This is a genomic window from Nocardia seriolae NBRC 15557 (assembly GCF_007990715.1).
In the GTDB taxonomy this organism is placed as follows: domain Bacteria; phylum Actinomycetota; class Actinomycetes; order Mycobacteriales; family Mycobacteriaceae; genus Nocardia; species Nocardia seriolae.
This window is the reverse complement of record NZ_BJWY01000011.1, coordinates 1-22,291: the sequence shown is the minus strand read 5'-3', so window position 1 is coordinate 22,291 and position 22,291 is coordinate 1. Positions and strand designations below refer to the sequence as shown.

19 protein-coding genes, 1 pseudogene and 1 riboswitch are annotated in these 22,291 nt (G+C 68.3%); of the genes and pseudogenes, 9 read left to right on the top strand and 11 right to left on the bottom strand.

Features of this window, described 5'->3' with window-relative positions:
- Positions 1-2: 2 nt before the first annotated feature.
- The 4 genes from NS2_RS05555 to NS2_RS05540 all read left to right on the top strand — a co-directional run bounded on the left by NS2_RS05555 (position 3) and on the right by NS2_RS05540 (position 4,743).
- Positions 3-2,084: an acetyl/propionyl/methylcrotonyl-CoA carboxylase subunit alpha gene (locus NS2_RS05555; RefSeq protein ID WP_033086263.1), complete on the top strand. Its 2,082-nt coding sequence runs from the start codon at positions 3-5 to the stop codon at positions 2,082-2,084.
- A 3-nt stretch (positions 2,085-2,087) separates the two neighbouring features.
- Entirely contained in the window at positions 2,088-3,251 is a 1,164-nt protein-coding gene (locus NS2_RS05550) for an acyl-CoA dehydrogenase family protein (RefSeq protein WP_033086262.1), read from the top strand.
- Between the two features lie 83 nt (positions 3,252-3,334).
- Positions 3,335-4,123 (top strand): enoyl-CoA hydratase family protein, encoded by a 789-nt coding sequence (locus tag NS2_RS05545; protein ID WP_033086261.1) that lies wholly within the window; start codon positions 3,335-3,337, stop codon positions 4,121-4,123.
- Between the two features lie 5 nt (positions 4,124-4,128).
- Positions 4,129-4,743 carry a TetR/AcrR family transcriptional regulator gene (locus tag NS2_RS05540; RefSeq protein WP_033086260.1) on the top strand — a complete coding sequence of 205 codons (615 nt, stop codon included), beginning with the start codon at positions 4,129-4,131 and terminating at the stop codon, positions 4,741-4,743.
- A 24-nt stretch (positions 4,744-4,767) separates the two neighbouring features.
- On the opposite strand, the gene NS2_RS35830 is transcribed toward NS2_RS05540, so the two are convergent.
- The 4 genes from NS2_RS35830 to thiD all read right to left on the bottom strand — a co-directional run bounded on the left by NS2_RS35830 (position 4,768) and on the right by thiD (position 9,462).
- A complete protein-coding gene (locus NS2_RS35830; protein ID WP_162836602.1) occupies positions 4,768-4,917 on the bottom strand; it encodes a hypothetical protein in 150 nt (49 codons plus the stop codon).
- Positions 4,918-5,032: 115 nt separating this feature from the next.
- Entirely contained in the window at positions 5,033-7,111 is a 2,079-nt protein-coding gene (locus tag NS2_RS05535; protein ID WP_033086258.1) for a glycosyltransferase family 39 protein, read from the bottom strand.
- A 160-nt stretch (positions 7,112-7,271) separates the two neighbouring features.
- Complete coding sequence (locus tag NS2_RS05530; RefSeq protein WP_052086073.1) at positions 7,272-8,516, bottom strand: bifunctional glycosyltransferase family 2/GtrA family protein; 1,245 nt, start codon at positions 8,514-8,516, stop codon at positions 7,272-7,274.
- A gap of 94 nt (positions 8,517-8,610) precedes the next feature.
- Entirely contained in the window at positions 8,611-9,462 is an 852-nt protein-coding gene (gene thiD, locus NS2_RS05525; RefSeq protein WP_033086257.1) for a bifunctional hydroxymethylpyrimidine kinase/phosphomethylpyrimidine kinase, read from the bottom strand.
- 71 nt (positions 9,463-9,533) lie between these two features.
- Between thiD and NS2_RS05520 the strand changes: the two genes are divergently transcribed.
- On the top strand, positions 9,534-10,682 hold the full coding sequence (locus tag NS2_RS05520) for a GTP-binding protein (protein WP_033086256.1): 1,149 nt from the start codon (positions 9,534-9,536) through the stop codon (positions 10,680-10,682).
- On the opposite strand, the gene NS2_RS05515 is transcribed toward NS2_RS05520, so the two are convergent.
- The 3 genes from NS2_RS05515 to NS2_RS05505 form a co-directional block, all read right to left on the bottom strand.
- A complete protein-coding gene (locus NS2_RS05515; protein WP_033086255.1) occupies positions 10,683-11,471 on the bottom strand; it encodes an alpha/beta fold hydrolase in 789 nt (262 codons plus the stop codon). It lies immediately after the preceding gene.
- 124 nt (positions 11,472-11,595) lie between these two features.
- Complete coding sequence (locus NS2_RS05510) at positions 11,596-12,219, bottom strand: NAD(P)-dependent oxidoreductase (protein WP_033086254.1); 624 nt, start codon at positions 12,217-12,219, stop codon at positions 11,596-11,598.
- A gap of 156 nt (positions 12,220-12,375) precedes the next feature.
- The gene (locus NS2_RS05505) at positions 12,376-13,533 is read right to left on the bottom strand and encodes an epoxide hydrolase family protein (RefSeq protein ID WP_033086317.1); all 1,158 of its coding nucleotides are present in this window, start codon (positions 13,531-13,533) and stop codon (positions 12,376-12,378) included.
- A gap of 86 nt (positions 13,534-13,619) precedes the next feature.
- Between NS2_RS05505 and NS2_RS05500 the strand changes: the two genes are divergently transcribed.
- The gene (locus tag NS2_RS05500) at positions 13,620-14,270 is read left to right on the top strand and encodes a TetR/AcrR family transcriptional regulator (protein WP_033086253.1); all 651 of its coding nucleotides are present in this window, start codon (positions 13,620-13,622) and stop codon (positions 14,268-14,270) included.
- A 230-nt stretch (positions 14,271-14,500) separates the two neighbouring features.
- The gene (locus NS2_RS05495) at positions 14,501-14,905 is read left to right on the top strand and encodes a VOC family protein (RefSeq protein ID WP_033086316.1); all 405 of its coding nucleotides are present in this window, start codon (positions 14,501-14,503) and stop codon (positions 14,903-14,905) included.
- A gap of 54 nt (positions 14,906-14,959) precedes the next feature.
- Here NS2_RS05495 and thiC read toward each other — a convergent pair whose 3' ends face one another.
- From thiC to NS2_RS05475, 4 genes and pseudogenes are all read right to left on the bottom strand, one after another.
- Positions 14,960-16,621, bottom strand: coding sequence for a phosphomethylpyrimidine synthase ThiC (thiC, locus tag NS2_RS05490; protein ID WP_033086252.1), 1,662 nt, complete (start codon positions 16,619-16,621; stop codon positions 14,960-14,962).
- Positions 16,614-16,722: riboswitch (TPP riboswitch) on the bottom strand. It overlaps the preceding gene by 8 nt.
- A 143-nt stretch (positions 16,723-16,865) precedes the next feature.
- Positions 16,866-17,804, bottom strand: coding sequence for a lipase family protein (locus tag NS2_RS05485; RefSeq protein ID WP_228102971.1), 939 nt, complete (start codon positions 17,802-17,804; stop codon positions 16,866-16,868).
- 111 nt (positions 17,805-17,915) lie between these two features.
- Positions 17,916-18,237, bottom strand: a pseudogene (locus NS2_RS37175) (homogentisate 1,2-dioxygenase); the annotation flags it as partial.
- Between the two features lie 104 nt (positions 18,238-18,341).
- Entirely contained in the window at positions 18,342-18,968 is a 627-nt protein-coding gene (locus NS2_RS05475) for a TetR/AcrR family transcriptional regulator (protein ID WP_033086251.1), read from the bottom strand.
- Positions 18,969-19,123: 155 nt separating this feature from the next.
- On the opposite strand from NS2_RS05475, the gene NS2_RS05470 reads away from it, so the two are divergent.
- Together NS2_RS05470 and NS2_RS05465 are read left to right on the top strand one after the other, a co-directional pair.
- A complete protein-coding gene (locus NS2_RS05470) occupies positions 19,124-21,043 on the top strand; it encodes an acyl-CoA dehydrogenase family protein (protein ID WP_033086250.1) in 1,920 nt (639 codons plus the stop codon).
- A gap of 235 nt (positions 21,044-21,278) precedes the next feature.
- A complete protein-coding gene (locus tag NS2_RS05465; RefSeq protein WP_045436325.1) occupies positions 21,279-22,232 on the top strand; it encodes an oxygenase MpaB family protein in 954 nt (317 codons plus the stop codon).
- Positions 22,233-22,291: the final 59 nt, after the last annotated feature.

Here is a 22,291-nt window from a genome sequence, read left to right as displayed (position 1 = left end):
ATATGGAAATCACCAACGTTCTGGTCGCCAACCGTGGCGAGATCGCGCGGCGGGTTTTCGCCACCTGCCGCCGCATGGGTATCGCGACGACCGCCGTCTACTCGGACGCCGATGCGAACTCGCCGCATGTGGCGGAGGCCGACGCCGCAATCCGCCTGCCGGGCAACACCCCCGGCGAGACCTACCTGCGCGCCGAGCTGATCATCGAGGCCGCCCTGGCCGCCGGTGCCGACGCCATCCACCCCGGTTACGGATTCCTTTCCGAGAACGCCGAATTCGCCAGGGCCGTGCAGGCGGCCGGGCTGACCTGGATCGGCCCGCCCGTGGCCGCCATCGAGCAGATGGGCTCCAAGGTCGAGTCCAAGAAGATGATGGACGCCGCCGGTGTCCCGGTGCTGAAGGAACTGGATCCGGCCGAGGTCACCGCCGACATGCTGCCGGTGCTGATCAAGGCGTCCGCGGGCGGCGGTGGCCGCGGCATGCGCGTGGTGCGCCAGCTGTCCGAGCTGACCGATCAGATCGAGGCGGCGCAGCGGGAAGCCCAGTCCGCCTTCGGCGATCCGACCGTGTTCTGTGAGCGCTACCTCGAGACCGGCCGCCACATCGAAGTTCAGGTGATGGCCGATACCCACGGCACGGTGTGGGCGGTCGGCGAGCGCGAATGCTCGATTCAGCGCCGCCACCAGAAGGTCGTCGAGGAAGCGCCGTCGCCGCTGGTCGAGAAGATCGACGCCCTGCGCGCGTCAGGCTCGGAGGCGGCAGCGGAGCGTAACCACGGAGAGCCCGCGCGCAGGGCCGATGGACAGAGCATGCGGTCGCGGCTGTTCGAGGCGGCGCGGCTGGCGTCGGAGGCCATCGGGTACGAGGGTGCGGGCACCGTCGAATTCCTGGCCGATGAGAAGGGCGACTTCTTCTTCCTGGAGATGAATACCCGCCTCCAGGTGGAACATCCGGTCACCGAGCAGGTCACCGGGCTGGATCTGGTGCGCCTGCAACTCCAGGTCGCCGCCGGTCGCCCGCTGCCCGCGCGGCAGCCGGAGATGCGCGGGCACTCCATCGAGGTGCGCCTGTACGCCGAGGACCCGGCGCACGATTGGCAGCCGCAGTCTGGGCCCGTCCACAAGCTCGAAATCCCGGGAACCCTGGGCGAATTCACCGTGCTGACCGAGCCGGGCGTGCGCCTGGACACCGGTGTGGTGGACGGCTCGATGGTGGGCGTGCACTACGACCCCATGCTCTCGAAGGTGATCTCCTTCGCCGAGACCCGGGACGAGGCGGCGCACCTGCTGGCGAGTGCGTTGCAGCGGGCCAAGATTCACGGCCTGGTCACCAACCGCGACCTGCTGGTGCGGGTGCTGCGGCATCCGGCGTTCCTCGCGGGGGACACCGACACCGCCTTCTTCGCAACGCACGATCTCGAAAAGCTTTCCACGCCTTTGGTTTCCGAAGCCGACGAGCAACTCTCGATCATTGCCGCGGCGCTGTCGGATGCCGCCGCGAACCGGCGCTCGGCCCGGGTCGGCCGCGGCCTGCCCAGCGGCTGGCGCAATCTGCCGTCGCAGGCGCAGTCCAAGTCCTACGAGTCCCGCCTCACCGGCAAGCGCGAGGTGCGCTACCGCCTCACCCGCGCCGGTCTCGAGGTCGAGGGCCACGAGGGTCTCGAATTGCTCGAAGCCACACCGGATCTGGTGGTCCTCCAGGTGCCGGGCGCGCGCGGCCCGGTGCGCCGCCGCTTCGAGATCGCCTGCTACGGCGAGCTGGTGGCGGTGGATTCCCCGCTCGGCCCGGTTGCGGTGCGCCGCCTGCCGCGCTTCGAGGATCCGGCCGATCAGGTGGCCGAGGGCTCGCTGCTGGCCCCGATGCCCGGCTCGGTGATCCGGGTGGCCGCGCAGGTCGGCGACCGCGTCGAGAAGGGCCAGCCGATCCTGTGGCTGGAGGCCATGAAGATGGAGCACACCATTGCCGCGCCCGCCGCGGGCGTGCTCACCGAATGGAACGTTTCCGCCGGTCGACAGGTCGAGGTCGGCACGGTACTCGCCGTGGTGCACGGCGATGACGCAGCCCACAGCGAAGATCAGGAGTAGGCAATGAGTTTCATCGAAACCGACGAGCAGAAGGCGCTGCGGGCCGCGGTGGCCAAAGTGGCCGCCAAGTACAACTTCCGCGACTACGCCGGTCCCAAGGCCCGCCGCAACGAGCCCTTCGACGAACTGTGGGACGAGGCGGGCAAGCTCGGCTTCCTGGGCGTGAACCTGCCCGAGGAGTACGGCGGCGGTGGCGCGGGCATCTACGAACTCGCGCTGGTGCAGGAGGAATTGGCGGCGCAGGGCTGCGGCCTGCTGCTCATGGTGGTCTCGCCCGCCATCTGCGGCACCATCATCACCAAGTACGGCACCGAGGCGCAAAAGCAGCACTGGCTGACCAAGCTGGCCGACGGCTCGGCCAAGATGGTGTTCGGCATTACCGAGCCGGATGCGGGCTCCAACTCGCACAAGATCACCACCACCGCCCGCCGCGACGGCGAGGACTGGATCCTCAACGGCCGCAAGATCTTCATCTCGGGCGTGGACCAGGCCGAGGCGGTGCTCATCGTGGCCCGCACCGAGAACGCCAAGACCGGCAATCTGCAGCCCGCGCTGTTCATCGTCCCCGTCGACGCGCCCGGCTTCGTGAAGACGAAGCAGGAGATGGACATTCTGGAGCCGGACAACCAGTTCACGCTGTTCCTCGACGATGTGCGGCTGCCCGCCACCGCCCTGGTCGGCCAGGAGGACGCCGCCATCGCGCAGCTGTTCGCGGGCCTGAACCCGGAGCGCATCATGGGCGCGGCCATGGCGGTCGGCATGGGCCGCTACGCCATCGACCGGGCGGTGTCCTACGCCAAGGAGCGCGCGGTGTGGAAGGGCGCGCCGATCGGCTCGCACCAGGGCATCTCGCATCCCCTCGCGCAGGTGAAGATCGAACTGGAACTGGCCAAGCTGATGATGCAGAAGGCCGCGTTCCTCTACGACTCCGGCGACGACTTCGGTGCCGCCGAGGCCGCGAACATGTCGAAATACGCCGCGGCCGAGGCCAGTATCAAGGCCCTGGACCAGGCCATCCAGACCCACGGCGGCTCCGGCCTGACCTCCGATGTGGGCCTGGCGGGCATGCTGGCCGCCGCCCGCATCGGCCGGGTGGCCCCGGTCAGCCGCGAGATGATCCTCAACTTCGTCTCCCAGCACTCGCTGGGTCTGCCCCGGTCGTACTGACCGGGGTGACGAGCGGCGGCGGTCGCGCGGGCCGCCGCCGCTCACACCCTCCGCCGAAAGCCACACAGCAGCAGGAGTATTCGATGACCGACACAGCCGGCGCGGACACGCCGTTCGTGCGCTACGAGGTGCGCGACGGATTCGCGGTGCTGACCCTGGACTCCCCGCACAATCGCAATGCCCTGTCCTCGCGGCTGGTCACCGAGCTGCTGGCGGGCCTCGAGCGCGCGGCCGGGGACGACGCGGTGCGCGGGGTGGTGCTCACCCACATCGGCAATACCTTCTGCGCGGGCGCGGATCTCAAGGAGGCGGTGGACGCCGACCCGGCGGCCGCCGCCGATATCCGCACCCGCTGGATGATCTCGGTGCTGCGCAACATCATCGCCATGCCCAAACCCGTTGTCGCCCAGGTGGACGGCAATGTGCGGGCGGGCGGCATGGGCATCATCGCGGGCTGCGATCTGGTGATCGCGGGGCGCAACAGCAGTTTCGCGCTGACCGAGGTGCGAATCGGGCTGGCCCCGTTCATGATCTCGCTCACCCTGCTGCCGCGCATGACCGGTCGTTCGGCGGCCCGCTACTTCCAGACCGGCGAGACCTTCGACGCGGCCGAGGCCGAACGCATCGGCCTCATCACCGTCGCCGCCGACGACCCCGCGTCCGAGACCGCGCGTCTGCTCGGCGAGCTGCGCAAGGGCTCACCCCAGGGTTTGGCCGAGGCCAAGCAGTTGGTCAATGCCGAACTGCTCGCGGCGTTCGATCGCTCGGCCGAGGACCTGGCCAAACGGTCCGCGAGCTACTTCGGCACCCCCGAGGTGATCGAGGGCATCACGGCCTTCATGCAGCGCCGCCCGCCGAGCTGGGCAGAATAGCCACCATGGCGACACCCCACGAACCCAAGCAGGACCGCAGCCGGGCCACCCGGCAGCGGCTGCTGGAGGCGACCATCGACTGCCTGGCCCAGACAGGCTGGGCGGCCGCCACGGTCGCCGTGGTGGCCGAACGCGCCGGGGTGTCGCGAGGCGCGGCCCAGCATCACTTCCCCACCCGCGAGGACCTGATCACCGCCGCCCTCGAGTACATGTTCGAAACCCGCATGGACCAGGCCAAGGCCGATGCCCTGGCGGTGGCCGACGTCGCGGAGGGCGTGGCCCGCACCGAAGCCGTGGTCGCCGGCCTGGTCGAGTCCTACACCAGCCCCCTGTTCAAGGCGGCCCTGCAGGTCTGGACCCACGCCGCCGCCGACGAGGTGCTCCGCGAACGAATCGTCCCCATGGAGGCCCGCTTCGGCCGCATCTCCCACCGCATGGCGATCGAGGCCCTGGGCGTGGACGACTCCGACCCCGTCACCCACCACCTCGTCCAAGCCACTCTCGACCTGGCCCGCGGCCTCGGTCTGGCCGACGTCCTCACCGACGACTCCCTGCGCCGCAAGGAAATCGTCCAGCAGTGGGCCGCCACCCTCCACACGGCCCTGACCGCCCGGCCCTGACCGGCCGCGATCCGCTCGGCGGGGTCAGAAGCCGAAAATCTCTGCCAGATCGATGGATTCGTCGTCCCAGCGGCGTTCGATGGCCTCGCGCTCGGCATCGGGGAGCAGAGGGTCCCAGCCTGCCCTGCGCCAGAAGGCTTCTCGATGCTCATCGCTGAGGGGATGCGTGCTCATGGCGATTCCCTGGATCGTGACGACCGTCACATCGATTTTATCGACAAGCGCTGAGCGCCAGGACCCGTTCGGGTCCCGGCGCTCAGTTCTTTTGTGGCGGTGGCAAGTCCGCCGGTTATGCGGTTTTCGGTGAGGTCAGGTCGTAGAGGGTGATGCCGTCCACCTCCTGGGAGTTGAAGTGCTCCTTGACCCAGGCCGTGATCTGGGAGCTCTGGCTGTTGGAGTTGCCGCCGCGCTCGCCACCCATCTGGCTGCCGCCGATGAAGTAGTGGATCCGGCCGACCTGCACGTACTCCGGGAACTGGGCCAGCGTCGGCGACGGGTCGCTGCCGTTGAAGCCGCCGATCGGCATGACGGGCAACTTGGTCGCCAGCTGGAAACCGGCCGCCGAATTGGAGCTGACGGTGGCCGCCACCCAGGTGTAGTCCGAGCCGTCGGCCTCGAGCAGTGCGGTCACCCGGGCGCTGGGGTTGCTCGCGCTCATCATGCCGCCCGCCGGGCCGCCGAATCCGCCCGGGCCGCCTTCGCTTCCGGTGTTTCCGGCCGGAAGTCCGCCGGTGCCGCCGCCGGGGTTCGTGCCGGTACCGGGCTGGCCGCCACCGGGCTGGCCGCCACCGGGCTGGCCGCCGGGAGCGCCCCGGCCGGTACCGCCATTGCCGTTGCGGCCGTCGGGCATACCGTGGTCGCCGCCGCGCGACCCGCCGGGACCGAAACCGCCGCGCACATTCGGGCCAGCCGAGGGCATCGGGCCCTGGTGTGCGGTGGCGATGCCGTCGATCGCGTAGGCCGTGGGAGCGGCCAGACCGACCAGTACTGCGGCCGTCGCGACGGCCAGTCCGGCCCTGCGGGGCAGGCGGATCAGCAGGGCCAGGGTGGTCGCGATGCCGCCGACCAGCACCACCCAGCGCAGCCACGGCACGAAGGAGGTGCTGCGGGACAGGATGATCCACGCCGTCGCGGTGGTCAGTGCGAAGGCCAGTGCGAGGGACAGCCGCACCGGGACCCGGTCGCGATGCCGCCAGGCGAGCGCCGCGCCCGCGCCGATCAGCGCCGCCACCGCCGGGGCCAGCGCCACCGTGTAATACGGGTGGAAGATGCCCTTCATGAAGCTGAACACCAGCCCGGTGCCCAGCAGCCAGCCGCCGAACAGGATCAAGGTCGCGCGCTGCGGATCGATGCGGGTCACCTTGCCGCGCAGGGCGAGTCCGACGACCAGCAGCACCAGTGCGGCCGGAATCAGCCAGGCGATCTGACCGGCCTGCGCGGGCTCGAACAGCCGCCCGATGCCCGGCGTGCCCCACATGCCGCCGCCACCGCTGGGCAGTTCGCCGCCACCGCCGCCGACACTGCCGGTCTCCTCGCCATTGAGGCGACCCAGACCGTTGTAGCCGAGGGTCAGCTCGATGATCGAATTATGCTGCGAGCCACCGAAGTACGGCCGGTCGTCCACCGGCCACAGTTCGGCGATGAGCACCCACCAACCCGCGCCCACCACCATGGCGGCGGCCGCGCCGAACAACTGCGCGATGCGCTTGCCCAGCGCGGGCGGGCCCGCGATCAGGTAGGTCAGCGCCAGCGCGGGCACCACCAGCAGCACCTGCAATTGCTTGGCCAGGAAGCCGAGTCCGATGAATCCGCCGGTGAGCAGCACCCAGCGCCAGCGGCCGTCGGCCACCGCGCGGGTCATGGCCCAGGCCGCGGCCAGCATGAGGAACACCAGCATGGCGTCCGGGTTGTTGAACCGGAACATCACGGCCGCGATGGGAGTCAGGGCCAGCACCAGCCCCGCCAGCAGTCCGGCGCCCGCACCGAAATTCCGCCGCACGATCGCCCACAGCAGCGCCACCGTGGCCACACCCAGCAGGGCCTGCGGCAACAGCATGCTCCAACTGTGCAATCCGAAGATTCGCACCGAAATCTCCATGGGCCACAACGACAGTGGCGTCTTGTCCACGGTGATGGAGTTGGCGGCGTCGGAGGATCCGAAGAACATGGCCTTCCACGACACCGAACCGGCCTGCACCGCCGCGGCGTAGAAGGAGTTGGCCCAGCCGTTCGCCGATAGATTCCAGAGGTAGGCGACGGCGGCGCCGACGAGCAGGGCCGCGAGGGCCGGGTACTCCCGGCGGTCGCCGCGGGCCGGTGGCTCGTCCGGGGGTGCGGCGGGCCGGGTTTCGGGCAGGGTCGCGGTCATCGGTCGTTTCCTCGGTCGGTCGGGTCAGCGGTTGGGGTGTCCCACAGCGGCAGGTCACCGTGCTCGGGATGGCAGCGTCCGGGGAAGTCGACCCGGAGCAGCCGGAAGCCGTCGGCCGCTGCCCGCGGTGCGCGGAAGAGAGGTGCGGGGAGGAGGGTGGTCACCGGGCGGCCCCCGGCGTGGCATGCCGACCCGCATTGCGGAAGACGAAGCGCAGGCCCACGAATCGCAGCAGGGTGGCGACCAAGTTGGCGATCACCAGCACGAGTAGGTCGAGATGGACCGCCGCGTCGGGCGCCCAATGATGCAGTGTGTAGAGCGAGCCACTGGTCAGCGCCAGACCGACGCCGAAGATGACCAGACCCTGGAAATGGTGTGACACGGCTTGATCGGCGCCGCGCACGCCGAAGGTGAAGGCCCGGTTGGCGGCGGTATTGCCGATCGCGGTGATGAGCAGCGCCAGGAAGTTGGCGACCTGCGCGCCGGTGATCCCCTGCAGCACCACGTAGAGCAGCAGGTAGGCCAGGGTCGAGGTGAGGCCGACCAGGCCGAAGCGCACCAGCTGCCCGACCATGCCCAGCGGCACGCCCTCCACCAGCGGTTCGCGGCCGACCGCGGCGCGCAGCTCATTGATGGGCAGCCGGCCGCTGGCCAGCGCGCGGGCGACCCGCCAGATGCCGAGCAGATCCTTGCGGGCGGTGTCGACGATGTCGACCCGGGAGTCCGGATCGTCGATCCAGTCCACCGGCACCTCGTGGATGCGCAGCCCGATGCGTTCGGCCAGCACCAGCAATTCGGTGTCGAAGAACCATTCGCCGTCCTCCACCAGCGGCAGCACCAGCTTGGCCACCTGCGAGCGCATGGCCTTGAAGCCGCACTGCGCGTCGGAGAACTTGGCCCGCAGCGAGGTGCGCAGGATGAGGTTGTAGCAGCGCGAGATGATCTCGCGCTTGGGTCCGCGCACCACCCGCGAGGAGGAGGCCAGCCGGGTGCCGATGGCGACATCCGAGTGCCCGGACACCAGCGGCGCGACCAGCGGGAGCAGCGCGTTGAGGTCGGTGGACAGGTCGACATCCATGTAGGCCACGACCTGGGCGTCGGAGGACTGCCACACCTCGCGCAGCGCGCGGCCGCGGCCCTTGCGGTCCAGGTGCACCACCCGCACGCCGTCCAGCTGCGCGGCCAGCTGTTCGGCCACGGTCCGGGTGTTGTCCGTGGAAGCGTTGTCCGCGATGGTGATTCGCGCGGTGAAGGGGAAGTTGAGGGTGAGGAAGGCGTGCAGCCTGCGCACGCACGGCCCCAGGTCGACCTCTTCGTTGTAGACCGGAACGACCACATCCACGACGGGTGCGGTCACTGCGTTTGCGGGTTCCGCCGCCCGCACGGCGGTTACGGTGTCGTTCATGGTGACCAATCTCGATCACCGAACTCACATCAATCTGCGCTGCGCCTGGGAGCTTCCTGGGAGGGCGTGACCGCGTGCCCGAGCCGGGCCGCGGCTAGCGCGGACCGAGGTGCAGCCGCCACAGCGGGGAGACCGGCCCGTGGCCCGCGCCCAGATCGTAGGACGCCTCCAGGCAGCGGAAGGTCCACTCCTTGGCGAAGGCGACCGCGTCCGGCACCGAATAGCCGTGGGCCAGCGCGCAGCAGATGGCCGCGGCCAGGGTGTCGCCGCCGCCGTGGTCATTGCCGGTGGCCAGGCGCCGGGCCGGGAGTTCGTGGAAGGTGTCGCCGTCGAAGAGCAGGTCGGTGGACTGCTCGGAGGTGCGCAGGTGCCCGCCCTTGACGATGGCCCACCGCGGGCCGAGCGCGATGAGGGCCTCGGCGGCCTTGCGCGCGGTGGCGTCGTCGATCACGTCGATGCCGGTGATGAGCCGGATCTCGTCGAGGTTCGGGGTGACCACGGTGGCCAGCGGAATCAGGGTGTGGCGCACCGCGTCCAGGGCCTCGGCGTGCAGCAGGGCGTCGCCGTGCATGGAGGCGGCGACCGGGTCCACGACCAGCGGAATGCTGCCGTCGCGCCCGATGCCGACCTCGCGGCACACGCCCGCGACCGCCTCGATGATGGCGGTCGAGGCCAGCATTCCGGTCTTGGCCGCGCCGATCCCGATGTCGCCCACCACGGTTCGCACCTGGTCGGCCACGACCTGCGGCGGGATCTCGTGGAAACCGCTGACCCCGAGGGTGTTCTGCACGGTCACCGCCGCCACCGCCACACAGGCGTGCACGCCGCACAGCGCCATGGTGCGGGAGTCGGCCTGGATGCCCGCGCCGCCGCCGGAGTCGGTGCCCGCGATGGTGAGGGCGCGGACCGGGGTGGTGCCATTCGGGGCGAGCGGTAGTAGTTCCACGTCACAGACCCTAGTGGGCTCGAATGATGCCCGGGCGGCAGCCCTAAATGAAAACCGTTATCATTAACCGCATGACTTCAGACCCGAACACGGCCCTGCTGCCAGTGACCGTGCTGTCCGGCTTCCTCGGCGCGGGCAAGACGACCCTGCTCAACCACATCCTGGCCAATCGGGAGGGCCGCCGGGTGGCGGTCATCGTGAACGACATGAGCGAGGTGAACATCGACGCGGCGCTGGTCGCGGGACAGGGGCACCTGGACCGGACCGAGGAGAAGCTGGTCGAGCTCACCAACGGCTGCATCTGCTGCACGCTGCGCGAGGACCTCATCGAATCGGTGGGAAAACTGGCGCGGGAGGGCCGCTTCGACCACCTGGTCATCGAATCGACCGGTATCTCCGAACCCATGCCGGTGGCGGCCACCTTCGAGTGGGAGTTCGAGGACGGCTTCCGGCTCGGCGAGCTGGCCCGGCTCGACACCATGGTGACCGTCGTGGACTGCTCCACCTTCCTGGCCGAAGTGGTCAAGGGGCAGGCTCTCGCCGAGCGGAATATGCAAGCGGGAGCAGGGGATGCCCGCACCATCGCGGATCTGCTCATCGATCAGGTCGAGTTCGCGAATGTGCTGGTGCTCAACAAGACCGACCTGGTGACCGCGAACGCCGTCGGCACCGTGGAGGCCACGATCCGCCGCCTGAACCCGGCCGCCCGCATCGTGCACTCCGCCCATGGCGTCGTCGACCTGGCGCAGGTCCTCGGCACCGGCCTCTACAACCCGGACCTGGCGGCCCAATTCGACGGCTGGGACGAGGAACTCGCGGGCGGCCACACCCCCGAAACCGAGGAATACGGCATCAGCAGTCTCACCTTCACCGCCGACCGCCCCTTCCACCCCGAACGCCTGGAAGCCGCACTCTCGCAACTGCATCGGCTGCTGCGCAGCAAGGGCTTCTTCTGGCTGGCCACCCGCCCTGACCTCGCCGCCATCTGGTCGCAGGCGGGCCCGAACCTCACCTTCGAAGCGGGCGCCCACTGGCAGGCTCTCGACCTGCCCCCCGGCCAGGAAATCGTCTTCATCGGCATCCAGCTCGACCGCCCGCACGTCCACGATCTCCTGGCCTCGGCCCTGCTCACCGACACCGAAATGGCTGCCGGCCAACAGGAATGGCTCACCTACCCCGACCCCTTCCCCTCGTGGGGGCCGTCCCACACGCACAACTGATCAGGCGGTGGCACGGATGGCGTCGGCCACCGCGACGTGGTCCTTGGTGAGGATCTTGGAGTGGTTGCTGGGCACCTTGGCGGTGACGGTGAGGTTGGGATTGGCGGCCAGACACGGGTCCAGGGAGGCCCGGACGGCTTCCATTTCCTCCTCGGTGGCACCGAGATTCGCGCCGGTGGCGAGGACGTAGCGGACCGGACGGGTCACGCGGTCGAGGATGGGGGCCAGGGCGGCGCACAGGTCGTTGAGTTCGATATTGCTCTCGGCGTGCTGGGCGGCGGACATGCGGGCGGCCAGGCCGAACGGGCGCAGCAGCGGCATGAAGTAGCGCATCTGGTTGAACAGCTTGCGGATTCGCTCCTTGCCCGCCTCGTCGGTGAGGCCCCAGGGCTGCGCGCCGTCGACCGAGACCACGCCGATGACGTGGTCGGGGTTGCGGTCGGCCCAGTGCACGGCGACCAGGGCGCCGTAGGACCAGCCGACCAGGATGGCGCGCTCCACGCCGCGGGCCGCGAGGACGGCGTCCACGTCACGCAGGCACGCCTCGAAGGAGTAGTCGGCGGAGGTCTGCGACTTGCCGCGGGCCCGCTCGTCGAAGGTGATGTGGCGGTAGCCGGGGCCCAGGTCGGCGATGACCTTCTTCCAATTCGACTGCGTCGCATAGGAGCCGTTGAGGTAGATGACGGCCGGGCCGTTGCCGCCGGTGTCGGTCACCGCCAGTGCGGTGTCCTCGACCTGCACCAGGCCGGTCCAGGTGGTGGTGTCGGTGTGAATGGCGGTGGTGGTCATCGTGTACTCCCGGTACTCGTCGCGGCCCGGAGGCCGCGATCGCTGTTGATGTGAGTACTTTCGCCAGACCGGCTGATACCGGCCTGATGTCGACCTGACACGGATGCTGACGCGGTGGAGCGGGTCAGTTCGAGATGCCGGGGGTACGGCGGACATAGGTCTCGTCGGTGAGCTGCTCGACGAGGAAGTCGGCGATATCGGCGCGTGAGATCTTCAGGGCCAGACCGGTTTCGGTGGCGGGGAAGGCGCGGCGATACTTGCCGGTGGTGGGGCCGTCGGTGAACGCGCTGGGGCGCACGATGGTCCAGTCCAGGTCGCTGGCCAGCACGTACTGCTCCTGCTGCACGTGGTCGGCGTAGGCCTGGCGCAGCAGCATGCCGAACATGACGTACTTCCAGACGAAGTTCAGATTGCCGCGGCTGTCGCCGACGCCCAGCGAGGACTGGCAGATCAGGCGCTTGACGCCGGTCCGGTCCATGGCCTCGATGATGCGGCGGGTGCCCTCGGCGCGCACCACGCCCTTGCGGCCCGCGCCCAGGGTGACGATGACCGCCTCCTGGCCGATCACCGTGCGCTCCACGGCGGCCGGATCCAGGACGTCGCCGACCTCGACGCGCAGCCGCTCGTGCGGCGCGGCGATATTCGCGGGGTTGCGGGTCAGCACGGTGACCTCGTGGCCGGCCGCCAGGGCGCGGGCGACGACGTGGCGACCGATGGTGCCGGTGGCTCCGAAGATTGCGACCTTCATGCTTCTCACCTCGTGTAATTCGTTGTTGCGAAGGTGAATTCAGTACATCAATCCGGGCCGCCGGGGAACATCGCCGCGCGTCTCGCGAACATGCGGGAGGGTCCAGGCATGCGTGTGGCCCGCGCTCGGACACGGGCACGGGCCACGGGGCGGGAATCAGCTCAGCTGGGCGAAGAATCGGCGAATATCGGCGAGCAGTACCTCGGGGGCCTCGTGCGCGGCGTAGTGCCCGGCCGCGTCGTTCGGGCTGTCCGAGTGCGTGGACGCCACGTCGTAGGCGTGCCAGCTCACGATGTTCTTGTGATCCCGGTCGGCGAAGCGGCGGATCGACTGGAAATCACCCTTGAACATGGCCAGCGCGGTCGGCACCGTGGTCGGGCCCGGGGTGCGCTCGGTGTCGTGGGCGTCCTCCCAGTAGAAGCGGATCGAGGAGGCGGCGGTGCCCGTCAGCCAGTAGACGGCGACATTGCCGACGACGAACTCCGCGTCCAGGCTCTCGCCCATGAGCTGGGAGTTCCAGCCCAGCAGGCCGATCGGCGAATCCGAGATGGCGAAGGCCAGGGTCTGCGGCTGCTGGCTGTGCAGGGTGTTGAAGGAGAACTTGTTGTCCATGAACCACTGCAGGTGGCCCAGCGCCGCCATGTCGTCATCGGACAGGTCCGCCATCTCGGCCGGATCGCCCGAAGGGAACGAGAACAGCTGCGTCACATGCATTCCCAGCAGCCGATCCGGGGCGATGCGGGCCATTTCCGGCGCGACCATCGAGCCCGCGTCATTGCCGATCGCGCCGTAGCGCTGGTAGCCGAGCCGGTCCATCAGCGTGACCCAGGCGCGGGCGGTGCGGCGGGTGCCCCAGCCGGTCGAGCGGGTCGGGCCGGAGAAGCCGAAGCCGGGCAGTGAGGGGATGACCAGGTGGAAGGCCGGGTCGTCGGCGGATTCCGGCGCGGTGAGCGGCTCGATGACATCGAGGTACTCGAGGATCGAGCCGGGCCAGCCGTGGGTCAGGATGACCGGGGTGGCGTCCGCCCGCGACGAGCGCACGTGCAAGAAGTGGATGTCCTCACCCTCGATCTCGGTGGTGAACTGCGGGTAGGAGTTCAGCTTGGCTTCCAGTGCCCGCCAATCGAATTCGTTCACCCAGTACTCGGCCAGCCCGCGGACCCGGTCGGCGGTGACGCCGTACGCGTCACCCACGCCCGGCAGCTCGTTCGGCCACAGCGCCTTGCGCAGCCGCTCGTTCAGATCATCGAGCCGGGCCTGGGGGACATCGATGCGGAAGGGGCGGATGGCTGCGGAGGCGGGCTGGGCGTTCATCATTCTCTCCTTGGTGGAACGGAATGTTTCGTTCTGTTTCAAGCGTAGCGGAACAGAGTATTCCGTTCAAGTGGTATTCTCGATTCATGCCGAAGACAGCCGAACCCGCAGCTCAGCGCGCCCTCCCGGGCCGCAAGGCGCAGGCCGCCCGCAATGACGAGGTCATCCTCGCGGCCGCCCGCGAGGTGTTCCTAGCCGAACCGAAGGCCCCGATCTCCGCGGTAGCCGAGCGCGCCGGCGTCGGCATCAGCGCCCTCTACCGCCGCTACCCGAGCAAGGAGGAGCTGCTGCGCACCCTCTGCTACGACGGCCTGCACCGCTACAACGTGGAAGCCGAAGCGGCCCTGGCGAATTCCGACGGCTGGCCGACCCTGGTCGACTTCCTGCGCCGAGTGGTAGACGCAGATGTCCACTCCCTGGTCGTCCACCTCGCGGGAACCTTCACACCGGATGACTCGATCCTCCCCGAGGTGCACCGCTCGGCTCAGCTGAACAACGAAATCCTGCGCCGCGCACAGGAATCGGGCCGACTGCGCCCCGGCATCACCGTCGCCGACTTCGGCCTGATCCTCGAGGCCTGCGCCGCCATCTCACTACCCGACGCCGACCGCACCACCCAGCTACGCCGCAGAATCCTGGCCCTGCTCATCGACGGCCTGGCGGCCACCACCGGGGACCTCCCAGGCCCCGCGCCCGCGCCGGGGAAGTTCGCGAGCCGCTGGCAGCGGACTACGTGAGCATCAGCTCGATCTCGAGGCGGCCACTGCGTCAGTTCCGGCAATTCGCCGGGAATGAATGGGCAGACGAGCGCTCGCCCGGTCTCGGCCTCGATAGCTTCGTCTTGGCCATGCAGGCATCCTGCCTGGCATCGGATGAACCATCTTGGGAATCCATATCCTGAGATACGAAGAATTCGCGCGTGCCGCTCCGTCTGTATTCGCAGGACCCCGGATCGGAAGGAACCGCCATGAATTGGACCCTCGAGGTAGTCATCGTCCCCGTCACCGATGTCGACCGGGCCAAGGAGTTCTACAGCGACAAGCTGGGCTTCCACGTCGACCACGACACCGTGGTCGGTGAGGGGATGCGCGTCGTCCAGCTCACCCCGCCCGGCTCGGGCTGTTCGATCGTCATCGGCGAGGGTGTGGTGCCGAAGATGGAGCCCGGCTACCTGAAGGGCCTGCAACTGGTTGTTCCCGACATCAAGCGCGCGCACGCCGAACTGAAGGAGCGTGGCGTCGAGGTCACCGATATTCAGGTGCTGGGCGGACCGGTCACCGAGGGAGATCCGTTGAACAACAGGGGTGTCATCTTCTTCGACGACCCGGACGGCAACAGCTGGGGCGTCCAGCAGATCTCCGATCGGGCCTGAAACGACTGCGGGGCGGGCAGCTCGAAAGCCGCCCGCCCCGAATCGGATTCGTAACTAGGACACGACCGGCAGGTACACCTTGCCGCCCGCGGCCGCGAACTCCTCGGACTTCTCCGCCATGCCCGCCTCGATGGCGTTCACGTCGGTGAGGCCGTGCTTTTCGGCGTAGTCGCGCACGTCCTGGGAGATGCGCATGGAGCAGAACTTCGGGCCGCACATGGAGCAGAAGTGGGCGGTCTTGGCGGGCTCGGCCGGCATGGTCTCGTCGTGGTACTCCCGTGCTGTGTCGGGGTCCAGGGAGAGGTTGAACTGGTCGGTCCAGCGGAACTCGAAGCGGGCCTTGGACAGCGCGTTGTCGCGGTCCTGGGCGCGCGGGTGCTGCTTGGCCAGGTCGGCGGAGTGGGCGGCGATCTTGTAGGTGATCACGCCGACCTTCACGTCGTCGCGGTTGGGCAGGCCCAGGTGCTCCTTGGGCGTCACGTAGCAGAGCATGGCGGTACCGGCCTGGGCGATGATGGCCGCGCCGATGGCCGAGGTGATGTGGTCGTAGGCGGGCGCGATATCGGTCGCCAGCGGGCCGAGGGTGTAGAAGGGAGCCTCCTCGCAGAGCTCCTCCTCCAGCCGCACGTTCTCCACGATCTTGTGCATCGGCACGTGGCCGGGGCCCTCGATCATCACCTGCACGCCATAGGATTTCGCGATTTTAGTGAGCTCGCCCAGGGTGCGCAGCTCGGCGAACTGGGCCTCGTCATTGGCGTCCGCGATGGAACCCGGACGCAGGCCGTCACCGAGGGAGAAGGTGATGTCGTACTCGGCGAGAATCTCGCACAGCTCGGCGAAGTTGGTGTACAGGAACGATTCCTGGTGATGCGCCAGACACCAGGCGGCCATGATGGATCCGCCGCGCGAGACGATGCCGGTGACGCGCTTGGCGGCCAGCGGCACGTAGCGCAGCAGCACGCCCGCGTGCACGGTCATGTAGTCGACGCCCTGCTCGGCCTGCTCGATCACGGTGTCGCGGTAGATCTCCCAGGTCAGCTTGGTGGGATCGCCGTTCACCTTCTCGAGCGCCTGGTAGATCGGCACGGTGCCCACCGGGACGGGGGAGTTGCGCAGGATCCACTCGCGGGTCTCGTGAATGTTCTTGCCGGTGGACAGGTCCATGATGGTGTCGGCGCCCCAGCGGGTGGCCCACACCATCTTCTCGACCTCCTCGGCGATGGAGGAGCTCACGGCCGAGTTGCCGATATTCGCATTGATCTTCACGGCGAACTTCTTGCCGATGATCATGGGCTCGGACTCGGGGTGGCGGTGGTTCGCGGGGATCACCGCGCGGCCCGCGGCCACCTCGTCGCGCACCAGTTCGGGCGAAACGCCCTCGCGCGCCGCGATGTAGGCCATCTCCTTGGTGACGATGCCCTGGCGCGCCCAGTTCAGCTGGGTCGGCGGGCCGTCGACCTGCGGCTTGTCCCAGGTGTCGCGCAGCTTGGGCAGCCCGGCCTCGAGGTCGATGGTGGCGGTGTCGTCGGTGTACGGACCCGAGGTGTCGTACACGTCGAAGTGCTCGCCATTGGTGAGATTGATGCGCCGCACCGGGACGTTCAGGGTCGTGCCGTCGGCCTCGACCTGCTCGTAGTGCTTGACGCTGCCCTCGATGGGACCGGTGGTCACGGTGTCGACAGGCGCAGAGCTGCTGGGGACACGGCTGGATGACATTGTGAATCCTCCCTACGCCGGCATTACCCGGTCAGGTTCATACGGTCGACGGCCCTAGCCGTCCTCTCAGCCCGCTGGTGCGAGCCCCCGTTGGCATGCGTACTTTCTTGCGACAAAAACTGTCGCAGCCGACCATACATGCCGAGTGCAACCGGGTCAGCCGAGCTCGGGAAGATATACAAGACACGCGCGCCCGGTCGGTGGTCGACCGGGCGCGCGTCGCAGGAAAACGGCGGAAAAGGCGTTACCGCTCCTGCGGGCCGATGGGCCAGCCGAGGGCGCCGAAGGCGGCGTTCAATTCGATCTCGACCTGCGTGGCCAGCGCGTCCACGCTGCCGAGCATGGTGATCACGTCGTCGGTGCGGCAGCCGACCGGATTGGTGGCTCCGGGAGCCAGCCGGGTCTGGATCCAGTTGAAGGCGTCCGCCATGCCCAGCGTGGTCAGCGTCAGATGCTCGCTGAGGTGATCGCGCTTGTAGTAGACCGAGGTCCCGCCGTCACACCACCGCTGGACCATGCGGTCGTTGGTGTACCAGGGCACCGCCTCGTCGTAGACGCCCTGATAGACCATGGTCGGCGCGGTCGGCGGATCACCGCCCAGCACAGCCGAATCGAAGACCTCCTTGATCTCCGGCAAGGCCAGGTAGTCCGCGATCGGGATGGTCAACATGCGCTGGTAATCGGTGAACATCAGGTTCAGCACATTGCGCACCAGACACTGGTTGGCCGTGCGGTTCATGACCGCCAGACCCTCCGGCGTCATGACCTTCTCGGTGGTCTCCGCGAACTTCGGATACGCATTGCGCAGCGAGGCGATACCCACGCCGATCAGGCTCGCGAACATGGAACCGTTCACGTGCAGCAGCGATTCGACATCCGAGACCGGCGCGCCCATGGCGATGCCCTTGACGTTCAGCTCCGGCGCGTAGCTCGGCTGCATCTCCGCCGCCCAGCCGCTGCCCATGCCGCCGCCGGAGTAACCCCACAGCGCCACCGGCGTATTCGCACCGTCCAGGCCCAGCGGCTGGAAGCTCTCGGCGGCGCGCACGCTGTCGAGAATCATGTAGCCGGGTTCCTTGGCGACCGCGAGGTGCCCGTTCAGGCCCTCGTAGTCGGGCACATTGATGGCATAGCCCTGACTCAGCGACGCCGCCAGCTCCAGGTATTCGACCGTGGAGTGGATGCCCTCCAGCGCGGGCAGGCCGCCGCCCTGCTGCAGGACGTAGGAGGGCGCGCAGTTCGGGGCGGTGCTGTCGTAGAAGAACTGGTGCGAGACCAGCGGCCGGACGTGAGAAGATGCGCACGTCGGCGTTGCCGAGCAGCAGCCGCCGTCCGGTCACCACGTCACTGTCGGCGGGCTTGTCGCCCAGGAACAGTTCGTGCAGCTTCAAATGCCGGTGCCGCAGCGGATGATTCGGATACAGCCGCTGCTCGGGCAGCACCCACACCGACGAATCCACAATGGCCGGAGGCAATCCCCGGTGATACAGCAGCGAGGAGTCGCCGGAGAAGCCCTCTTCTCCCATCAGCTCTTCGTAATAGAGCCGACCCTGCTCGTCCCGATGCTGTGTGTGCCGCTTGGGCGGCACCGAACCAACCTGCCGATAGAACGTCATCGCGGCCTCCCGCATTGACCGATGGGCACTTTCCATCGTAGCCATCGAATAGCGGGGAGGACCCCGGTTCGGGCAGGTGTGCTCAGGCGTGGCTGTCCGGGTTTTCAGGCATGGCGGAGCGCGCGGTACACGGCCGCACCGACGAACTCGCCCAACGTGTCCGGAGTCCATTCGCCCGGGTCGGTCAGCAGGGTGCGGACCGCGCCCTCGCCCGCGGACACCCACAGTTCGACCAGTGCCGAAAGTTTGCGCTCGGCGTCGGCCGTTCCCCACGCCTTCAAGGTCGGCCGGAGTCGGCGGGTGCAGCGCTCCACGGCGAGCAGTCGGCCCTTGCCGAACGAATCCGCCACGGCCGGATCGGGATTGCCGTACAGCAGCCGCCAGCTGTCGGGCCGCGCGGACACGGTGTGCAGCAGCGCGCGGAAGCCCTCCACGAACACCGCCTCGTCGGCCTCCACCCGGCGGCGGGGCAGCACGTCCAGGATGCCCGCGACCAGGTACTCCTCCTCGCGGTGGATGAGGGCCTCGAGCAGTTCGACCCGATCGGCGAAGCAGGCGTAGACCACCGGCCGGGTCACCTTCATGCGGTCGGCCACGGCCGCGATGGTGACCGCCGCGATGCCGTCCGCGACGGCGATCTCCAGCGCGGTGTCGAGGACCTGCGGGCGGCGGCGTTCCGGACCCAGATGCGGCGCGCGCTGGCGGGGTCTTGTCGCCGAATCGGTGCCCATGCGCACCGACGATAGCAGTGCCCGCCGAGACCGGAACGGCAGGTCGGATGGGTTTCCAAGATCGTTTCATTCACCCGTGTACAAAAATGCTACATTCACGAAGGAAACTATTCGGTGGAGCCGAGGACGCCCCCGGCCGGAGGAGAAGAATCCCGATGAGCCAGACCCTGTTCAACCCGAAGACCTGCGAATTCACCGAATTCGACGCGGAGACCCGGCGCCTGCTGCGCGCCACCGTCGACTACTTCGAAGCCTTCGGCAAGGTCCGGCTGCTGGCCGAGAGCCGCGACCGCGTCTGGTACGCGGACTTCCTGGACTTCATCAAGCGCGAACGGGTCTTCGCGATCTTCCTGACCCCGGCCGAACAAGCGGGCGGCGACTCGAACAAGCGCTGGGACACCGCCCGCATCGCCATGATGAGCAAGATCCTGGGCTTCTACGGGATGCAGTACTGGTACGTCTGGCAGGTGACGATCCTGGGTCTGGGCCCGATCTGGCAGAGCCACAATGCCGAGGCCAAGGCCCGCGCGGCCGCGCTGCTGGAATCCGGCGAGATCTTCGCCTTCGGCCTGTCCGAGCAGGACCACGGCGCGGACATCTACTCCACCGACATGGTGCTCGAGCCGAAGGCCCGTGGCGGCTACACCGCCACCGGCGGCAAGTACTACATCGGCAATGGCAATCTCGCGGGCATGGTGTCGGTCTTCGGCCGCCGCGCCGACAAGCCGATCATCGACTCCTCGGACTTCATGCGGAAGATGACCGACGAGGAGTACTCCGGCTACCTGTTCTTCGCCGCCGACTCCCGGCACAAGAGCTACAAGCTGCGCAAGAACGTCGTCGACTCCCAGATGTACGTCGCCGCATTCGATCTCGACAAATATCCGGTCGCCGAATCCGACATCCTGCACACCGGGCGCGCGGCCTTCGACGCCGCCATGAACACCGTGAACGTCGGCAAGTTCAACCTCGGCTTCGGCGCGGTCGGCTCGTGCGAGCACGCCATGTTCGAGGCCGTCACCCACGCGCACAACCGAATCCTGTTCGGACACCGCGTGACCGAGTTCCCGCAGGTGAAATCGCTGCTCGCGGACAGCTACGCGCGCTTGATCGGCATGAAGCTCTACAGCGAGCGCGCCATCGACTACATGCGCTCGGCCGACGAGAACGACCGGCGCTACCTGCTTTTCAACGCCATCGAGAAGATGTCGGTGACCCGGAACGGGCAGCGGCTCTACGAGGATCTCGCCGACGTCATCGCCGCGCGCGGCTTCGAGAACGACATGTATTTCCCCATGGCCATGGTCGGCATGTTCGGCCTGCCGCGCCTCGAGGGCACGGTGCACGTGAACATGGCGCTGTCGCTGAAGTTCATGCCCAACTTCATGTGCCATCCCGCCGACGCCGCGCTGGCCGCGCTGCGCTACCTGCCCGGCGCGGGCGTCGCGCCCAAGGGCGCGGTGCGCGCGGTCTCGGGCGCGCTCAGCTGGACCAGCCGCCACGCCAGCGGCCCGGCCGCCAAGGCGGTGCCCGCGCTGAAGGCCGAATTCGCCCGTGCCGCGCACGCTCCCGTGCCCACCCGCCGCGACGCGGCCGATGACGAATTCCTGTTCCGGCAGGGCCCGAGCAGCGGTCTGGGCAAGATCCGCTTCGCCGATTGGCGTCCGGTCTTCGAGAAGTTCGCGCACATCCCGAATGTCGCGGTCTTCCTCGAACAGGCTCTCGCCTTCCAGACCCTGCTGGCCGCCGCCACCCCGACCGCCGAGCAGCAGCAGGACGTCGACTTCCTCTTCGCCCTCGGCGAGCTGTTCACCACACTCCCGTACGCCCAGCTCATCCTCGAGCAGGCCGAGATCGCGGGCGCCGACGAGGCGGTCCTGGACCAGCTCTTCGACCTGTTCGTGCGCGAGTTCTCCAAGCACGCCCTGACCCTGCACACCAAGCCGACCGCCACCAAGGCCCAGCAGGTCCGAGCCCTGGATCTGGTCCGCCGCCCGGCCGCCGACCCGGCCCGCTTCGGGCGTGTGCTGACCCAGGTCACGGCCCTCGCGGGTGCCTACGAAATGAACCCCTGACCATAGCCAATGCTGACCGGCATCCCCCGGTCCGCAAATGCTACATTCCTGAATGAAACCGGTGAGTTCGTTCAGGACTGGACAACTGATCTGGTGACGACCGGGGTAACTCCCCGGGTACGGCCGAAATGGTTTCGGCACCCAACCGCCGGCACGGGTGCACAACATCGACGGCTCCCGAGCCGCCCGCTGAAGTCGCGGGGAGGCGGGGGAGTCACTGCAAAGGAGCAGAAAGATGACCGCAGTGACCGCGCGTCCCCAGTTCGACGCCCCCGCTCGCACCATCCGCGAGGTCGATTACGGCTTCTTCGGGCCGGACTCGCCGACGTGGAAGGTGTGGACCGCGCCCACGGCTCTGATCGGCTTCCAGCGCGCGGTCACCCTGGAACACTTCGACCCGGATCTCACCGCGGCCGTGGCCGATGTCGGCGGCATCTACAGCGATCCGCGCGGGCGGCTCGACCACACCTTCGCCTACTTCCTGATTGCCGCGGTGGCCGACAGCCGGATGGCCGTCGAGGCGTCCGAGCACCTCATGCAGGTGCACGCCAAGGCCACCGGCATCGAGCCGATCAGCGGAAAGCGTTACAGCGCAAACAATCCTGACTCACAGCTGTGGATGCACGTCACCGGCTGGCATTCGGTGCTCAAGTGCTACGAGATGTACGGCCCGGGACCGCTGACCCCCGAGGAGGAGCAGCAGTACTGGCGGGAGTGCGTCATCGCGGCCGAACTCCAGACCTGCCGACCGTCCGATGTGCCGACCTCCCGCGCCGAGGTCCGCGAGTACTTCGAGCGGGTGCGGCCGCGGCTGTGCAGCTCCGAACGGGCCCGCCAGGGCATGCACTACCTGCTGTTCACGCCCAGTGAGAAGGGCGTGAAGCTCTGGGCCGGAAGCCGTTTGGTGGCCCCGGCCGCGATTGCCACGCTGCCGAAGTGGATGCGCGAGACCGGTGGTTTCGACCAGCCCGGCGCGCTCGACGCGGCCTACCCGCCCGCGGTGCGACTGGCCATGGCCGCCCTGAAGAACGACCGGCTCGAACTGAAGGTCGCCGAGCACTTCATCGGCCGCATGACCGGTCGCTTGCTCGAGGAGCACATGCGAGCCGGGGTTCCCGTGAACCCGGTCACCGTCACTCCGGCGCAGGCCAAGGAACTGTACGGCCGTTCGGCGCACTCGAGCGCATAACGGCGCGGTTAACATTTCGGGGTTCTTACCGGTCGGGAGGGCCATCCGGGGTTAATACT

What these genes read in the sequence shown, in the direction of transcription:
- NS2_RS05535 (WP_033086258.1), bottom strand. Translation starts at nt 7,111, where the DNA reads ATGACCGCGACCCTGCCCGAAACCCGGCCCGCCGCACCCCCGGACGAG.
- NS2_RS05555 (WP_033086263.1), top strand. Translation starts at nt 3, where the DNA reads ATGGAAATCACCAACGTTCTGGTCGCCAACCGTGGCGAGATCGCGCGG.
- NS2_RS05470 (WP_033086250.1), top strand. Translation starts at nt 19,124, where the DNA reads ATGAGCCAGACCCTGTTCAACCCGAAGACCTGCGAATTCACCGAATTC.
- thiC (WP_033086252.1), bottom strand. Translation starts at nt 16,621, where the DNA reads ATGTCATCCAGCCGTGTCCCCAGCAGCTCTGCGCCTGTCGACACCGTG.
- NS2_RS05495 (WP_033086316.1), top strand. Translation starts at nt 14,501, where the DNA reads ATGAATTGGACCCTCGAGGTAGTCATCGTCCCCGTCACCGATGTCGAC.
- NS2_RS05465 (WP_045436325.1), top strand. Translation starts at nt 21,279, where the DNA reads ATGACCGCAGTGACCGCGCGTCCCCAGTTCGACGCCCCCGCTCGCACC.
- NS2_RS05550 (WP_033086262.1), top strand. Translation starts at nt 2,088, where the DNA reads ATGAGTTTCATCGAAACCGACGAGCAGAAGGCGCTGCGGGCCGCGGTG.
- NS2_RS05520 (WP_033086256.1), top strand. Translation starts at nt 9,534, where the DNA reads ATGACTTCAGACCCGAACACGGCCCTGCTGCCAGTGACCGTGCTGTCC.
- NS2_RS05500 (WP_033086253.1), top strand. Translation starts at nt 13,620, where the DNA reads ATGCCGAAGACAGCCGAACCCGCAGCTCAGCGCGCCCTCCCGGGCCGC.
- NS2_RS05540 (WP_033086260.1), top strand. Translation starts at nt 4,129, where the DNA reads ATGGCGACACCCCACGAACCCAAGCAGGACCGCAGCCGGGCCACCCGG.
- NS2_RS05530 (WP_052086073.1), bottom strand. Translation starts at nt 8,516, where the DNA reads ATGAACGACACCGTAACCGCCGTGCGGGCGGCGGAACCCGCAAACGCA.
- NS2_RS05475 (WP_033086251.1), bottom strand. Translation starts at nt 18,968, where the DNA reads ATGGGCACCGATTCGGCGACAAGACCCCGCCAGCGCGCGCCGCATCTG.
- NS2_RS05545 (WP_033086261.1), top strand. Translation starts at nt 3,335, where the DNA reads ATGACCGACACAGCCGGCGCGGACACGCCGTTCGTGCGCTACGAGGTG.
- NS2_RS35830 (WP_162836602.1), bottom strand. Translation starts at nt 4,917, where the DNA reads ATGAGCACGCATCCCCTCAGCGATGAGCATCGAGAAGCCTTCTGGCGC.
- NS2_RS05505 (WP_033086317.1), bottom strand. Translation starts at nt 13,533, where the DNA reads ATGAACGCCCAGCCCGCCTCCGCAGCCATCCGCCCCTTCCGCATCGAT.
- NS2_RS05515 (WP_033086255.1), bottom strand. Translation starts at nt 11,471, where the DNA reads ATGACCACCACCGCCATTCACACCGACACCACCACCTGGACCGGCCTG.
- NS2_RS05510 (WP_033086254.1), bottom strand. Translation starts at nt 12,219, where the DNA reads ATGAAGGTCGCAATCTTCGGAGCCACCGGCACCATCGGTCGCCACGTC.